This is a genomic window from Pseudomonas pharyngis, from assembly GCF_021602345.1.
Taxonomy (GTDB): Bacteria; Pseudomonadota; Gammaproteobacteria; order Pseudomonadales; family Pseudomonadaceae; genus Aquipseudomonas; species Aquipseudomonas pharyngis.
Genome location: NZ_BQID01000027.1, coordinates 1 through 15,251, shown reverse-complemented (window position 1 = coordinate 15,251; position 15,251 = coordinate 1). Strand labels below are relative to the sequence as shown.

General features: G+C 61.7%; 13 protein-coding genes. 5 read left to right on the top strand and 8 right to left on the bottom strand.

Annotated features, from left to right (window positions below; translation table 11 throughout):
• Positions 1-59 precede the first annotated feature (59 nt).
• From L6D74_RS28930 to L6D74_RS28920, 3 genes are read left to right on the top strand one after another with little or no spacing between them, the layout of a single operon-like run.
• Complete coding sequence (locus L6D74_RS28930) at positions 60-1,304, top strand: exonuclease SbcCD subunit D C-terminal domain-containing protein (protein ID WP_236191511.1); 1,245 nt, start codon at positions 60-62, stop codon at positions 1,302-1,304.
• Positions 1,301-4,942 carry an AAA family ATPase gene (locus L6D74_RS28925; protein WP_236191509.1) on the top strand — a complete coding sequence of 1,214 codons (3,642 nt, stop codon included), beginning with the start codon at positions 1,301-1,303 and terminating at the stop codon, positions 4,940-4,942. The genes L6D74_RS28930 and L6D74_RS28925 overlap by 4 nt, the downstream gene beginning before the upstream one ends.
• Positions 4,939-5,523: a glutathione S-transferase gene (locus L6D74_RS28920; RefSeq protein ID WP_236191507.1), complete on the top strand. Its 585-nt coding sequence runs from the start codon at positions 4,939-4,941 to the stop codon at positions 5,521-5,523. The genes L6D74_RS28925 and L6D74_RS28920 overlap by 4 nt, the downstream gene beginning before the upstream one ends.
• 5 nt (positions 5,524-5,528) lie before the next feature.
• On the opposite strand, the gene L6D74_RS28915 is transcribed toward L6D74_RS28920, so the two are convergent.
• The 8 genes from L6D74_RS28915 to L6D74_RS28880 form a co-directional block, all read right to left on the bottom strand.
• Complete coding sequence (locus L6D74_RS28915) at positions 5,529-5,786, bottom strand: hypothetical protein (protein ID WP_039766855.1); 258 nt, start codon at positions 5,784-5,786, stop codon at positions 5,529-5,531.
• A complete protein-coding gene (locus L6D74_RS28910; protein ID WP_039766857.1) occupies positions 5,783-5,995 on the bottom strand; it encodes a hypothetical protein in 213 nt (70 codons plus the stop codon). The genes L6D74_RS28915 and L6D74_RS28910 overlap by 4 nt, the downstream gene beginning before the upstream one ends.
• A gap of 255 nt (positions 5,996-6,250) precedes the next feature.
• A complete protein-coding gene (locus tag L6D74_RS28905; protein ID WP_007941320.1) occupies positions 6,251-6,430 on the bottom strand; it encodes a hypothetical protein in 180 nt (59 codons plus the stop codon).
• 156 nt (positions 6,431-6,586) lie between these two features.
• Positions 6,587-7,762, bottom strand: coding sequence for a lactonase family protein (locus L6D74_RS28900; protein ID WP_236191506.1), 1,176 nt, complete (start codon positions 7,760-7,762; stop codon positions 6,587-6,589).
• Complete coding sequence (locus L6D74_RS28895; RefSeq protein ID WP_236191505.1) at positions 7,759-8,067, bottom strand: DUF5629 family protein; 309 nt, start codon at positions 8,065-8,067, stop codon at positions 7,759-7,761. The genes L6D74_RS28900 and L6D74_RS28895 overlap by 4 nt, the downstream gene beginning before the upstream one ends.
• 163 nt (positions 8,068-8,230) lie before the next feature.
• Positions 8,231-9,811 carry an aldehyde dehydrogenase (NADP(+)) gene (locus L6D74_RS28890; protein WP_236191504.1) on the bottom strand — a complete coding sequence of 527 codons (1,581 nt, stop codon included), beginning with the start codon at positions 9,809-9,811 and terminating at the stop codon, positions 8,231-8,233.
• Between the two features lie 9 nt (positions 9,812-9,820).
• Entirely contained in the window at positions 9,821-10,813 is a 993-nt protein-coding gene (gene araD1, locus L6D74_RS28885; RefSeq protein ID WP_039766864.1) for an AraD1 family protein, read from the bottom strand.
• Between the two features lie 35 nt (positions 10,814-10,848).
• On the bottom strand, positions 10,849-12,171 hold the full coding sequence (locus L6D74_RS28880; protein WP_236191503.1) for an MFS transporter: 1,323 nt from the start codon (positions 12,169-12,171) through the stop codon (positions 10,849-10,851).
• A gap of 193 nt (positions 12,172-12,364) precedes the next feature.
• Here L6D74_RS28880 and L6D74_RS28875 point away from each other — a divergent pair, with 193 nt between their 5' ends.
• Both L6D74_RS28875 and L6D74_RS28870 read left to right on the top strand, forming a co-directional pair.
• Positions 12,365-14,101, top strand: coding sequence for an IlvD/Edd family dehydratase (locus L6D74_RS28875; protein WP_011334608.1), 1,737 nt, complete (start codon positions 12,365-12,367; stop codon positions 14,099-14,101).
• Positions 14,102-14,198: 97 nt separating this feature from the next.
• Positions 14,199-14,918, top strand: coding sequence for a FadR/GntR family transcriptional regulator (locus L6D74_RS28870; RefSeq protein WP_085648436.1), 720 nt, complete (start codon positions 14,199-14,201; stop codon positions 14,916-14,918).
• The last annotated feature ends 333 nt before the right edge of the window (positions 14,919-15,251 follow it).

Here is a 15,251-nt window from a genome sequence, read left to right as displayed (position 1 = left end):
CCTCTTTCGCCGCCCTCTCATCCCGGCGGCCATCACCTTTTTATATTGCGGAGTCAGCCTTGCGTCTGTTTCACACCTCCGACTGGCACCTTGGGCAGAACCTGCACGGCCAGGAGCGCGATTTCGAGCACGCCTGTTTTCTCGAGTGGCTGCTGCGTCAATTGAGGCTGGCGCAGCCGGACGTGCTGCTGATCGCCGGCGACATCTTCGACACGGTCAATCCGCCGGTCAAAGCCCAGGAACGCCTTTACGATTTCATCGTCAGCGCCCATGAACAGCAGCCGTTGCTGACCATCGTGATGATCGCCGGCAACCACGATTCCGGCTCGCGGATCGAGCTGCCCGCGCCGTTGATGCGGCGTTTGCGCACCCATGCGCTGGGTCGGGTGTTGTGGCTGGACGACGGGCAGCTGGATGCGGAACGCCTGCTGTTGCCGCTGCCGGACGCCACCGGTGAAATCGCTGCATGGTGCCTGGCGCTGCCGTTCCTGCGGCCTGCCGAGGTCACCGGCGCGCATCTGGGCGACAACTATTTGCGCGGCATTGGCCAGGTGCATGAATGGCTGATCGAAGCGGCGAACGCCAAGCGTCAGCCGGGTCAGGCATTGGTCGCCATCAGCCACGCGCACATGGCCGGCGGCTCGGTGTCGGAAGACTCCGAGCGCAGCCTGATCATCGGCAACGCCGAAGCGCTGCCCGCCAGCCTGTTCGGGCCGAGCATCAGCTATGTCGCCCTCGGCCATTTGCACAAGCCGCAGAAGGTCAACGGCGAAGAGCGGATTCGCTACAGCGGCTCACCGATCCCGTTGTCGTTTTCGGAAATCAGTTATCAGCACCAGGTGCTCGACGTCGTTCTGGACGGTGAAACCCTGGTCAGCGTCGAGCCAATGCTGATCCCCCGCTCCGTAAACTTGCAGCGCCTCGGCCCTGCGCCGCTGGCCGAAATTCTGCTGCAACTGGCGGACCTGCCGAACATCGACCTGCTGGCCGAAACCCAGCGCCAGCCTTGGCTAGAAGTGCGGGTGCGCCTCGACGAGCCACAACCAGACTTGCGCCATCAGGTCGAAAGCGCCCTGCAAGGCAAGGCTGTGCGACTGGTGCGGATCGCCGCCGAATACGCCGGCAACCGTGGCGCTGATGGTGCCGAGGACGGCAGCGCGCTGATCGAGCTGGACCAGCTCACGCCGCAGGAGTTGTTCAGTCGCGCCTGGCTCGACAATTACGGCAACGAGGTCGACGAGCAAACCCTCAAGGACTTCGCCGAACTGCTGCAAGACGTACAGATGGAGGGCGAGCAGCCATGAAGATTCTCGCCATTCGTTTGAAGAACCTCGCCTCGCTGGCCGGCCCGTTCGAGATCGACTTTACCGCCGAACCGCTGGCCAGCGCCGGCCTGTTCGCGATCACTGGCCCGACCGGCGCCGGCAAAAGTACCCTGCTTGACGCCTTGTGCTTGGCGCTGTTCGGTGCCGTGCCGCGACTGAACAACACCGGGCGTGACGCCAAGGTGCCGGACGCCGACGGCGAAATCGCCACCGGTGACCCGCGCACCCTGCTGCGTCGCGGCACCGGTGAAGGCTTTGCCGAAGTGGATTTTGTCGGCGTCGATGGCCGTCGCTATCGCGCGCGCTGGGAAGCCAACCGTGCCCGGGAAAAGGCCGGCGGCAAGTTGCAGGCCAGCCGTCAGAGCCTGCGCGACATCGATCAGGATCAACTGCTCGCCAGCCAGAAAGGCGAGTACAAGACTCAGCTCGAGGCCGCGCTGGGCTTGAACTTCGAACAGTTCACCCGCGCCGTGCTGCTGGCCCAGAGCGAGTTCAGCGCGTTCCTCAAGGCCGATGACAACGACCGCAGCGAACTGCTGGAAAAGCTCACCGACACCGCGCTCTACACGCGCCTCGGCCGCCGCGCGTTCGACAAGACCAAAGAGGCCCGCGAAGCCCACAAGCAGTTGCAGGATCAGGCCACCGGCGTGACTCCGCTGGCCCCCGAGGCCCGCGCGGAGCTGGACGAGCGCTTCAACGCCGCCCAGCAACAACTGAAGTTGCAGCAGGCGCAGCTCAAGCAGATCGAGCAACAGCACGACTGGCTCAAGGAGCTGCTGCGGCTGCAAGACTCGCAGCTAGCCGCCGCTGAACAACTACGCAGCGCCGAGCATGAACGCGAATCGCTGGCCGGTGAACGTCTGAAACTGACACGCCTGGAACAGCTCGCCCCGCAACGGCACCAGTTCGCCCGCAAAACCGAACTGGATGTACTGCTGACGCCACTGGCGGAACAGATCAGCGCGCACACCCGGCAACAAAGCGAACTGGCTGAGCGCCAGACCCGACTGGAACAGGATCTCGCCGCAGCGCAGATCGCCCTGACCCAGGCGCAAACGCAACTGAGCGAAAGCGCACCGCTGTTGCGCCAGGCTTTCGAGGAGCAAAGCACCCTCGCGCGCCTCGCCAAGGACGTTGCGTCCGGCACCGAAACGAAGCACGCCGCAGAGCAGGCCTGCACTCAGGGCCAAAGCACGATTCAGTCCCTGCTCGATCAGCAAAAACAGGTCGCCGAACGCTTGCAGCGCATTGCCGCCGATCTTGAGCAAAGCGCTTATCTGGCACCGTTGAGCGAAGCGTGGAATGCCTACCGCGACCGCTTGCAGCAACTGATGCTGATCGGCAATCGGTTGAACAAGGGCCAAAGCGAACTGGCCTCTCTCGAAGAAAACGCCACTCGCGCCACCGAAGCGCTCGCCACGCAGAAGCAACAGCTGGAAGTGCTGTTCAAGGAAGCCGGCGCCGAGCCGGACGCCGTCGCCGAGCAGATCGGCATCCTCGGCACTCTGTTGCAGGACAACCGCAAGCAATTGCGCGCCGTCGAGGACCTGACGCGCCTGTGGGCCAGTCAGCAGGAGCTGGACAAACGCAGTGCCGAGCTGCAACAGCGCCAGCTCGATGCGCAACAGGAACGCGAGCGCCTGACCCAGGACGGGGTGAAAAGCAAGTCCGAGCTGACCGTCGCCGAACAGACCCTCAACGTCACCCGTGAACTGCTCGAGCGTCAGCGTCTGGCCCGCAGTGCCAGTGTCGAAGAACTGCGCGCGCAGTTGCAGGACGACCAACCGTGCCCGGTCTGCGGCAGCAACGAGCATCCGTACCACCAGCCGGAAGCCTTGCTGCAAAGCCTCGGCCGTCACGATGAAAACGAGCAGGCCAGCGCGCAGCAAGCAGTCGATCAACTGAAGGAAAAACTCACCGAGCTGCGCGCCAGTGTCGTTGGCGTGATTGCCCAACAGAAAGAGTTACTGCAACAGCAGGAACAACTGGCTGCTCAGCAACAATCGCTGACGCCGAGCATCGAGGCGCATCCGCTGGCGGCGTCCTTGCTGAATCAGGACAGTGACAAGCGCGCCGCGTGGCTGACTCGCCAGAATGAACAACTGAACCAGAGCATCACCCAGGACGAACAGCGCCAGACCGCCCTGCTCACGCTGCAACAGGACGCGGCGCGCCTGACCCAGCAATTGCGTCAGGCCGAGACGGCGCACCAGCAAGCGGCACAGCACCTGAGCAATCAGCAACGCGAGCTGGGCGCCGACCGCCAGCGGCTCGATCAAGAATTTGAGGTATTCGCCCCGCTGCTGCCGAGCGAGACTCTAGAAGCGCTCCGAATCAAACCGACCGCCACGTTCACTCAACTTGATGGGCAGATTGCCGAACGTCTGGCGCAAGTCGATCAGCAGAAGGAAGAGCTGGCCGAACAGCAACAACGCCAGCAGACGCTCGAGAAAGAACAGGACCGCCAACAGGGCCGTGTGCAGCAGCTGCAAAACGCTGAACAGCAACTCAACACGCTGACCGGACAGCAACTCGCCAGCCAGGAAAAACTGGCGCAACTGCTCGGCGAGCACACCTGCGCCGAGCATTGGCAGCAGCAACTGGAACAGGCCGTGGAACAGGCGCGCAACGCCGAATCCACGACGACTCAGGCGCTACAGGAAGCGCGTACGCAGTGGGTGCAAATCGCCGCCGAACTCAAGGCGCAGCAAGAGCGTCTGCAAGCGCTGGAAACCGAAGATCGTGATCTGGCCGGCAAGATTGCCGACTGGCGTGCGCGCCATCCGGAGCTGGATGACGGTGGCCTCGAAGACCTGCTGCGGATCGATGACGCGCAGGTCGACGAACTGCGCCAGCGCTTGCAGCGCAACGAAAAAGCCGTTGAACAGGCCACTGTGTTGGTGCAGGAACGCGATCAGCGTCTGCTCGAACATCAGGGCCAACACAACGGCAACCTGGACGCCGAACAACTCGCCAGCGCCCTCGCCGACCTGCAAAACCAGTGCACGGCCAGCGAACAGCAATGCGCCGAACTGCGCGCCGAGCAGGCCGAAGACCAGCGCCGCCAGAACGCCAATCAGGCGCTGGCGCAGCAGATCGCCGATGCCTATGCCGAATATCAGCGCTGGGCGCGGCTCAATGCGCTGATCGGCTCGGCCACTGGCGACACCTTCCGCAAGATCGCCCAGGCTTACAACCTCGACCTGCTGGTGCATCACGCCAACGTGCAGCTGCGGCAACTGGTCAAGCGCTACCGCCTCAAGCGCGGCGGCAGCATGCTCGGCCTGCTGGTGATGGACACCGAAATGGGCGACGAACTGCGCTCGGTGCATTCGCTGTCCGGCGGCGAAACGTTTCTGGTGTCGCTGGCCCTCGCCCTGGGCCTGGCTTCGATGGCGTCGAGCACGTTGAAGATCGAATCGCTGTTCATCGACGAAGGCTTCGGCAGTCTCGATCCGGAATCCCTGCAACTGGCCATGGACGCCCTCGACGGCTTGCAGGCTCAAGGGCGCAAGGTTGCGGTGATTTCCCACGTACAGGAAATGCACGAACGGATTCCGGTACAGATTCAGGTGCAGCGACAAGGCAACGGTTTGAGCACGCTGGAGGTGAAATGAACACGCTGTATTCCTTCCGCCGCTGTCCGTACGCGATGCGGGCACGGATGGCCCTGCGTTATTCGGGCGTGCCGGTGGAGATCGTCGAAGTCAGCCTCAAGGCCAAACCGGCCCAGATGCTGGCGATCTCGCCCAAGGGCACGGTGCCGGTGCTGGATGCGGGTGGTCAGGTGATCGACGAAAGCCTGGAGATCATGCACTGGGCGCTGGCGCAGAACGATCCGGATAACTGGTTGCTGGGTGGCGATTCAAGGATCGCCGAGTTGATCGAGGCCAACGATCAAGTGTTCAAGGTGCACTTGAATCGCTACAAGTACGCCGAGCGTTATCCGGAACAGCCGATGGAGGTTTATCGGGCGGAAGGTGCGTTGTTCTTGCAGCGGCTCGATGAGCTGCTCGAGGGGCGCGATTACTTGTTGACCGCGCATCCGAGCCTGGCCGATATCGCGCTGTTGCCGTTCGTTCGCCAGTTCGCCCATGTTGATCGTGACTGGTTTGCGCAGACGCCTTACGTGCGGTTGCAGGCCTGGTTGCAGCGGTTTCTGGAATCGGAGCTGTTCACCGGCATCATGAAAAAGTAGGCGCGTTACGCCAGCACTTCACACATGCCGATGGCCGAACAATCCACTTCGAACGGGCCGAGAAAACCGCTGGCGGTTTTCGCTGGCGGATTGCCGGCCAGCAGCCCCAGCGCATTGGCCCGTTCGATGTTGTGCGCGATGTTGTGGTTGGCCTCTATGGCCCGGGCCAGCCCGCCGACCGAGCCTTGGCCGAATCCCAACAGGGAAGCGCCGTTGGTCATGAACGCCAGTCCGGCAATGACCCAGAGTCTGTAGCCTTTCATGCTCCGCCGACTCCCGCGAGTTCAGCTGAACCGACCGCTGCGTTTTGTGAGCGAAGTTCGAACTGGATGCCGGGATGTGCAACGTCGATCGGTGCTTCGAAGCTGTGTTGCGACTGCGACGCCAGACTGACAAACAGCACCATGACCAGGTACAGACCGATGGCCACGTAGGCGCCGCGTTTGGCGGAAGTGATGATTGAAGTGGCCATGATGTGTGCTCCGTGGACAATGTTTCGAGGTCCACAGAATCGATCAAAAAAGCCGGGGTATCCACTCAGGGTTTTCCATAGTAACCATCAGCTTCGTTAATTATTTAGCCGATCTATCTCGTCGTTTGAAAATAGCTATCGTCGGTCGTTGCGCAGGCAAAAAACTGCCCAAGGCTGCGATCTTTTGATTTTGCTTTTTGAGAAACAAGATCAAAGGATCGCAGCCTTGGGCAATTCCAGGGCGTAACGGAAATTTCAGTGTTGAGCTTTGTGATCCAGCGCGGCGTAGAAGTTGGCGCTTTGTTGCAGGTATTTCTGGGTGTAGCTCTGGGTGTGGGATTTTTTGTCGCTGATTTCAACGTTGGCACTGGCTGGCAGAGCCACGGTGGCGGAGATGGCGGAAGCGGCAATTACGGAGAAGAGATTGAAGTTCATGGCGGTAACCCTCGTGTTCAGTTGGCTTGCTTGCCCGGTTGGGCCGTGGAGCAAACTTAACGCTCGAGGGTTGATCGCTTGAAATGCTTTGCAACATTACCTGTTATCAGCAGGATTAATACATAGCTTCAGGCCCCGTAGAAAGGGGCCTGCGGCTTATTGACGCATGAGGAACTTGATATCGCTCGGGGCGTCCATCGGCAGTTTTTGTACGGTTTTGCCCAGCAGACCGGTCTTGCTGTCGCGCTCGACCACGACAATCTGATTGCTTTTCTGATTGGCGATCAGCAGGAATTTGCCGCTTGGATCGAGGCTGAACTCACGGGGGTGATCGCCTTCCACCGAACGTCGCTGCAACTCTTTGAGCTGACCGGACGCCGGATCGATAGCAAACACCAGCAACTGATTGGCGGTGCCACGGTTGCTGACATAGAGGAATTTGCCGTCGGCGGACGTGTGCAACGCGGCGGCAGCCTTGTCCGAGGTCGGTTGACCGGCCGCCAGATCGACCAGTTGCGTCTGGGTCAGCACGCCGTCGTGGTAATCGAACACCGCAACCTGAGCGCTCATTTCCATGGTCAGCCAGGCGTGTTTGCCGTCGGCGCTGAACAACAGATGACGCGGGCCGCTGCCCGCGGGCAAAGGCACAGAAGCGGTCATCGCCGGCGTCAATGGCAAGCCCGGGTTGGCCTTGGGATCGAACAGGTAGACAAAGACCTTGTCCGCGCCCAGGTCATTGGAAAACACATAACGACCGTCCGGCGAGGAAACCGTCGAGTGCACGTGGTTCGAGGCCTGACGCTCGAGATTGATCCGGCTTGCCGGGTGCGCGCTCATCTGCACCACCGGTTTGAGCTTGCCGTCGCTGCCCACCGGCAATACCGCGAGGGTACCGCCCGGATCTTCCATCACCGAATAGTTGCTGACGAACAGATGGCTGGCGTCGCCGCTGAGGCTGGAATGGGTCGGCTCGTTGCCCAGGCTCTGGACCTGATTGATCAGGGTCAGGGCATGGGTCTTCGGATCGATGGAATAACTGCTGACGCGACCGACCGGGTCTTTCTGGCCAGGACCGTTTTCGTTGACCACGAACAGCCGACGCTGATCCTTCGACAGGGTAAGCCACGACGGGTTTTCGCTCTTGATCACTTGCAGCGGCTTGGCGTCGATCTGGCCGGTGGCGCTGTTGAAGTTCATCCGGTAAATGCCTTCGCTGGTATCGGCGGTGTAGGAGCCCACCAAAAACTGGAAGCTCTCGGCCGAGGCACTGGAAAGGCCCATCGCGCCGACGCTGCCGGCCATCAGCAATGGCCAGAATTTACGCATGTTCATTCGGTTTCTTCCTCGTCGTCGGCGCTGCTCAGTACATCACCGAGGCACACCAAGCGGTGCTCGCCAACGGTTTTGGTGTCGCTGGCAAAACCGACGATCAGCCAGCTCTGCAGGCCCTCGTCAAACGTCGCCGCCGCTACCTGCGCCGGGGTGAACTCCCAATGCTTGGCTGCCCGGCCATCGATGCATTCGATGTGCAGGTTGTCGTCTTCGTCGAGGGCGAATTCGAAAGCGTGCAGGCCGTCGATTTCGACCATACCGCAGTGTTCGAGGGCGTTGAGAAGGGTGTCGGTTACGGCAGTCATGGCAATCATGTCTTTCAGGGGGAAAGGGGCAATGATAGCTCAAAGCAGCTGCTGAGCCCTGCCTGTGGGAGCGAGCCTGCTCGCGATAGCGGTGCATCAGTCGACATTCATGTCGCCTGACGATCGCGAGCAGGCTCGCTCCCACATTGACTGGGTTCGGCGGTTAGAGGGCTTCGCGCGATGGCTTGCCATCCACCAGCCGCTGAATGCGCAGCGGGTTGGCGTTTTTCAGCGGTTCCGGCAACAGGCTGTCGGGATAATTCTGGAAGCACACCGGACGCAGGAAACGATCGATCGCCAGCGTACCCACCGAGGTGCCGCGAGCATCGGAGGTCGCCGGATACGGCCCGCCGTGAACCATCGAATCACAGACTTCGACACCAGTCGGATAACCATTGAGCAGGATCCGTCCGACCTTCTGTTCCAGCAACGGCGTCAGCTCCGGGAAGTGCTCGAAATCCGTCTGCTCGCCGATGATGGTCGCCGTCAGTTGCCCGTGCAGGCCCTGCAACGCCGCGCTCAGTTGCGCCTTGTCGGCCACTTCGACAATCACCGTGGTCGGGCCGAACACTTCTTCCTGCAGCACTTCATCGCCATCGATCAGCAGGCTGACATCGGCCTTGAACAACTGCGGCTGCGCCTGATTGCCCTGTTGCGGATTGCCCGCCAGATGCTCGATGCCGGCGTGCGCCAAGAGTTTTTCCAGGCCTTTGCCATAGCTGCCCAGCGTCCCGGCATTGAGCATGGTTTGCGCCGGTTGGTCGCCGATCAGCGCCGCGACTTGCTCGACGAACGCGGTGAATTGCGGTGAGCGAATGCCGATCACCAGGCCCGGGTTGGTACAGAACTGACCACAGCCCTGCACTACCGACGCGGTCAGATCGCGGGCGACGGTTTCCAAACGTACGGCCAGTGCCTGGGGCAACACGATCACCGGGTTGATGCTCGACATCTCGGCAAACACCGGGATTGGCTGAGGCCGCGCGGCCGCCATGTCACACAGCGCCCGTCCGCCTCGCAGCGAGCCGGTGAAACCCACGGCCAGAATCGCAGGATGCTTGACCAGCCATTCGCCGACGCCACCGCCGTAGATCATGTTGAACACACCGGCCGGCATAGCGGTTTTTTCTGCTGCACGGATCAACGCGTCGGCAACCAATTCGGCCGTGGCCATATGACCGCTGTGAGCCTTGAACACCACCGGGCAACCGGCCGCCAGCGCCGACGCGGTATCGCCGCCGGCTGTGGAGAATGCCAGCGGAAAATTGCTGGCGCCGAACACCGCCACCGGCCCCAGGCCGATGCGGTACTGGCGCAGATCCGGACGCGGCAACGGCTGACGATCCGGCAACGGCAGGTCGATGCGTGCACCGTAGAAATCACCGCGTCGCAGGACTTTGGCGAACAAGCGCATCTGGCCGCTGGTGCGCCCTCTTTCGCCTTGAATCCGCCCGGCCGGCAGCGCGGTTTCGCGGCAAACCACGGCGACGAAATCATCGCCCAGTGCGTCCAGCTCATCGGCGATTGCATCGAGAAACTGCGCGCGGCGTTCGGCGCTGAGGCTGCGATACGCCGGATACGCCGCCGCAGCGGCCTTGGCGGCGGCGTCGACTTCCGCTTCCGTGGCCTGAATGAAATCGTGGGGCAGTGCTTCGCCCGTGGTGGCGTCGACGCTCTGCAGCTTGACGTTGCCCGCCGCGCTGCGACGACCGCCGATGTAGTTGTGACCGAGAATCTGAGTCATGGGATCTCCTTAAAGGGTGCCGATGCTGTCCGGTTCGAATGCCGCTGCGACCGGGGCGATGCCGTTGACCAGCGGTGCGCCGAATTCAGCCTGGCTGATTTCGAACACGTCGCCCGGTTGAGTGCGGATGCCATCGGCGAACGACAGGGTCGCGGTGCCGAAGAAGTGAATGTGTACGTCGCCAGGACGCAGGAACTGGCGGTACTTGAAGTGGTGGTATTCGAGGTTCGCCAGGCTGTGGCACATGTTGGCCTCGCCGCTGAGGAATTCGTTCTGCCACAGCACTTCGCCGTCGCGCAGGATGCGACTGGTGCCCGCAAGGTGTTGAGGCAATTCACCCGTGCGAAGTTCCGGGCCGTAGCTGCAACTGCGCAGCTTGGAGTGGGCCAGGTACAGGTAATTCTTGCGTTCCATGACGTGATCGGAGAACTCGTTGCCCACCGCAAAACCGAGGCGATACGGCTTGCCATCGTGGCCGATGATGTAGAGGCCGGCCATCTCCGGTTCCTCGCCGGCGTCTTCGGCAAACGGCGGCAGCGGGAACGGCTGACCGGGACGCACAACGATGCTGCCGTCGCCCTTGTAGAACCATTCCGGCTGCACCCCGGCCTGCCCCGCCGCCGGTTTGCCGCCCTCCACGCCCCACTTGAAGATGCGCATGGTGTCGGTCATCGCCGCTTCGTCGCCGGCCTGCTGGTGCATCTTGTCCCGGGCCGACGCGCTGCCGAGGTGCGTGAGGCCCGTGCCGCTGACCAGCAAGTGCGCCGGGTCCGGGTGATCCAGTGGCGGCAGGATCCGCAGTTGGGCCAGCAACTCGGCGTAATCATGGCTGATGCCCAGGCCGAGGGTCTGCACTTGCTGCGCGAGCGTGTTGCCGGCCTCGATTGCCGCCAGGGCAAGATCACGAACCGTGCGCGCATCCTGCACTTCACGCACCAGACCGCCCTCGACCACCCCGACACGGCGCTCGCCGTTACTCAATTCGAATTGAACCAGATGCATGATGTTCTCCTGTTAAAACAAATCCCGGATCGAAATCAGGTGCGCGTCGCACCGCGTGCGCTCGCTGCAAATTGCTCGACTGGCAGCACATGCTTGCGCTCCAGCACGCGATAAACGACGCCCGTAAGAACCAGCCCGAACACCATCACCCCGGACAGGAAGTACAGGCCCGAAGCGAGGTTGCCGGTGTATTCCTTCAGCGCGCCGATCACGAACGGGCCGATGTAGCCGCCGAGGTTGCCCACCGAGTTGATCAAGGCGATCCCGGCCGCCGCGCTGGCACCGGCAAAGAATCGGCCCGGCAGCGTCCAGAACACCGCCGTGCAAGAGAACAGCGCGAACGCCACCAGACACAACGCCGCCAGTTGCGCCACCGGCAACGACAGCCAGGCGCTGAGGAACAGGCCCATGGCACCCAGCACATAAAGCACCGCCAAATGGCCGTAGCGGTCGTTCAAACGGTCTGAACTGCGCGGAATGATCAGCAGGCCGATGATCCCGAAGATGTACGGCACCGAGGACACGAAACCGGTGACCAGATCACTGCCGCCAAACTGTTTGATCAGGGTCGGCAACCACAGGCCCAGGCCATAGATGCTCAGGGTCACCGGCAGGTAGAACAGCGCCAGCAGCAATACGCGTTTGTCTTTCAGCGCATGCAGCGGATTGCCGTGACGGGTCTGGCCGTATTCCTGCAGGTCCTTTTTCAGCTCGCCGGTCAGCCAGTCCTTCTCGGCCTGGTCCATCCATTTCACTTGCTGCGGGCCGTCCGGCAGCCAGCGCAATACCGGCCAGGTCAGTAGGATCGCCGGGGTGCCGATAACGATGAACAACCACTGCCAGCCGTGCAGGCCGAGGATGCCGTCCATGCCCAGCAAACCGCCCGAGACTGGGCCGGTGATCATCATCGCGATGGGTTGGGAAAGGATGAACAGCCCGAGGATCTTGCCGCGGTGGCGAACCGGGAACCATTGGGTGATGTAGTAAAGAACGCCGGGAAAGAAACCCGCCTCCGCCGCGCCGAGCAGAAAGCGCATCACGTAGAAACTGTGCGGGCCCTGAACGAAGGCCATGCCAATGGTGATCGCGCCCCAAGTGATCATGATCCGCGCGAACCAGCGCCGCGCGCCGAAGCGTTCGAGCATCAGGTTGCTAGGGATTTCAAACAGAAAGTAGCCGATGAAAAACAGCCCGGCGCCAAGGCCGTAGGCGGCATCGCCGATACCGATGTCGGCGCCCATATGCAGCTTGGCGAAGCCGACGGCAGAGCGATCCACATAGGCGATCAGGTACAGCAGGATCAGGAAGGGAATCAATTTCAACGTGATGCGCCGGACAAGCCGCAGTTCCTGGCTCATGAGATCGGTCTCCGATTGTTGTTTTTATGGAACCTCGGGGGACGCCTCTCGCGGAAAACCGCCAGGGCCATCCCTCCGTCGAAATCGACTATATAGTAATACTAATTACGCAACAACACTTCCAAAACGGTGATTTTGCGCTTATGTTTAGTCAAAGCTCGCAAACAATAGTCTTACAATAAGAGAATCGATCATGTCTGATAAGAAACCCACCCTGCGCTCCGCCCAATGGTTTGGCACGGCCGACAAGAACGGCTTCATGTACCGCAGCTGGATGAAGAATCAGGGCATCGCCGACCATCAGTTTCACGGCAAGCCGATCATCGGCATCTGCAACACCTGGTCGGAACTGACCCCGTGCAACGCGCACTTCCGCCAGATCGCGGAACACGTCAAACGCGGGGTGATCGAGGCTGGCGGCTTCCCGGTGGAATTCCCGGTGTTCTCCAATGGCGAATCAAACCTGCGCCCGACCGCCATGCTCACCCGCAACCTGGCGAGCATGGACGTCGAGGAAGCGATTCGCGGCAACCCGATTGACGGCGTGGTGCTGCTGACCGGTTGCGACAAGACCACCCCGGCCCTGCTGATGGGCGCGGCCAGTTGCGACGTGCCGGCAATCGTCGTCACCGGCGGGCCGATGCTCAACGGCAAGCACAAGGGCAAGGACATCGGCTCCGGCACCGTGGTCTGGCAGCTCAGCGAACAGGTCAAGGCCGGCACCATCACGATTGACGATTTCCTCGCGGCCGAGGGCGGCATGTCTCGCTCGGCCGGCACCTGCAACACCATGGGCACCGCGTCGACCATGGCTTGCATGGCCGAAGCACTGGGCACGTCCCTGCCGCACAACGCGGCGATTCCGGCAGTGGATGCGCGGCGTTATGTGTTGGCGCACATGTCCGGCATGCGCGCGGTGGAGATGGTTCGTGAGGATCTGAAACTGTCGAAGATCCTGACCAAGGAAGCCTTCGAAAACGCGATCCGGGTCAACGCGGCCATTGGCGGTTCGACCAACGCGGTAATCCACCTCAAAGCCATCGCCGGGCGCATCGGCGTCGAGCTGGATCTGGACGACTGGACGCGCATCGGTCGCGGCATGCCGACCATCGTCGACCTGCAACCGTCCGGGCGTTTCCTGATGGAGGAGTTCTACTACGCGGGCGGTTTGCCGGCCGTGCTGCGCCGCCTCGGTGAGGCCAATCTGATTCCCAATCCAAATGCATTGACCGTCAACGGCAAATCCATCGGCGAGAACACCAAGGACGCACCGATCTACGGTGAAGACGAAGTGATCCGCACCCTCGACAATCCGATCCGCGCCGACGGCGGCATCTGCGTGTTGCGCGGCAACCTGGCGCCACTGGGCGCGGTGCTCAAGCCGTCAGCCGCCACGCCGGAACTGATGCAACACCGTGGGCGCGCGGTGGTGTTCGAGAATTTCGACATGTACAAGGCGCGGATCAACGACCCGGAACTGGACGTCGATGCGAACTCGATTCTGGTGATGAAAAACTGCGGGCCGAAGGGTTATCCGGGCATGGCCGAAGTCGGCAACATGGGGTTGCCGGCCAAGCTGCTGGCACAGGGCGTGACCGATATGGTGCGCATCTCCGATGCACGGATGAGCGGCACCGCTTACGGCACCGTTGTTTTGCACGTAGCTCCGGAAGCGGCGGCCGGCGGGCCTTTGGCGGCGGTGAAGGAAGGTGACTGGATCGAGCTGGATTGCGCCAGCGGGCGTTTGCACCTGGACATTCCGGACGCCGAACTGGCAGCGCGCATGGCGGATCTGCAACCGCCGCAGCAATTGTTGGTGGGTGGGTATCGTCAGTTGTACATCGACCATGTGCTGCAGGCGGATCAGGGTTGCGATTTCGACTTCCTGGTAGGTTGCCGAGGGGCTGAAGTCCCGCGCCATTCCCACTGACACCGCTCCCACATTTGGCGTGTGTATCTGCCTCAAGATTGTGTCGTGCCTGCTATGATGCGCGGCATCTCCATCGCTCAGGATCGCGCCACTCCCCATGGATTACCGCAAACCTTCCGACCGTAAAAGCATGCACTCGCGCATCGTCCAGGAACTGGGCATGCAGATTGTTTCCGGACGCTTTCTGCCCTGCGACAAACTGCCCGCCGAAGCCCTGCTCTGCGAGGAGTACGCGGTCAGCCGGCCGGTGTTGCGCGAAGCCACGCGAGTGCTGGTCGCCAAGGGCCTGGTGTATTCCAAACCCCGCGTCGGCACCGTGGTCAAGCCGCGCCGCGAATGGCACATGCTCGACCCGGACGTATTGCACTGGTTGATGCAAAGCAGCCCGCAGAACGAGTTCTTCAACGTCCTGACCAGCGTGCGCAGCATCATCGAACCGGCCGCCGCCGCCCTCGCCGCCCAGCATGCGACCGATGCCGACATTGCCGCCATCAACGAAGCCTATCAACGCATGGAGGCCGCGCCGACGCCGGAAGCCTTGTTGCAGCCGGATCTGGATTTCCATAGCCGGATTGCCGACGCGACCCACAACGATTTGCTGGCCAACCTGTGCAACATGCTTGCGGTGGCGATTGCCGAGGCGCTGAAGCACTCCAACCAGCGGCCGAATCTGCATGAGCTGGCGTTGCCTCGGCACAAGGCGATTCTGACGGCGATCGAGAATCGTGATGCGTTGGGGGCTCGGCATGCGACGTTGGTGCAGTTGGATGATGCGCGCAGTGCCTTGAGTGTAGTGCTGGGGGCGGATCTTTCTTAAGCCTTGAGACCGCTTGCCCTCACCCTAGCCCTCTCCCAGGGGGAGAGGGAACCGATCCGGGGATATTAGCGATCTACACCGACTTGAACGACCTGCTTTGAATCCATAATCGACTCGGTTTTTCAGGTCGATGTATCACGCGAGACATTGCGGTCAGTCCCCTCTCCCTCCGGGAGAGGGCTAGGGTGAGGGGCTTTTGATCTTGCTGTCTAGTCCTGAAATAGGTTTACACCTGTTTCACCCTAACGCCCGATGCACTGCATCGGGCGTTTTGTATTTCAAGGACAGGTGCGGGCGCTCCCGGTTGTAGATCAAGATCGCCTCCCGCACCAT

Bases quoted from the DNA above. Each gene is read 5' to 3' on its own strand.
- L6D74_RS28925 (WP_236191509.1), top strand. From the start codon at position 1,301: ATGAAGATTCTCGCCATTCGTTTGAAGAACCTCGCCTCGCTGGCCGGC.
- L6D74_RS28920 (WP_236191507.1), top strand. From the start codon at position 4,939: ATGAACACGCTGTATTCCTTCCGCCGCTGTCCGTACGCGATGCGGGCA.
- L6D74_RS28915 (WP_039766855.1), bottom strand. From the start codon at position 5,786: ATGAAAGGCTACAGACTCTGGGTCATTGCCGGACTGGCGTTCATGACC.
- L6D74_RS28910 (WP_039766857.1), bottom strand. From the start codon at position 5,995: ATGGCCACTTCAATCATCACTTCCGCCAAACGCGGCGCCTACGTGGCC.
- L6D74_RS28905 (WP_007941320.1), bottom strand. From the start codon at position 6,430: ATGAACTTCAATCTCTTCTCCGTAATTGCCGCTTCCGCCATCTCCGCC.
- L6D74_RS28900 (WP_236191506.1), bottom strand. From the start codon at position 7,762: ATGAACATGCGTAAATTCTGGCCATTGCTGATGGCCGGCAGCGTCGGC.
- L6D74_RS28895 (WP_236191505.1), bottom strand. From the start codon at position 8,067: ATGACTGCCGTAACCGACACCCTTCTCAACGCCCTCGAACACTGCGGT.
- L6D74_RS28890 (WP_236191504.1), bottom strand. From the start codon at position 9,811: ATGACTCAGATTCTCGGTCACAACTACATCGGCGGTCGTCGCAGCGCG.
- araD1 (WP_039766864.1), bottom strand. From the start codon at position 10,813: ATGCATCTGGTTCAATTCGAATTGAGTAACGGCGAGCGCCGTGTCGGG.
- L6D74_RS28880 (WP_236191503.1), bottom strand. From the start codon at position 12,171: ATGAGCCAGGAACTGCGGCTTGTCCGGCGCATCACGTTGAAATTGATT.
- L6D74_RS28875 (WP_011334608.1), top strand. From the start codon at position 12,365: ATGTCTGATAAGAAACCCACCCTGCGCTCCGCCCAATGGTTTGGCACG.
- L6D74_RS28870 (WP_085648436.1), top strand. From the start codon at position 14,199: ATGGATTACCGCAAACCTTCCGACCGTAAAAGCATGCACTCGCGCATC.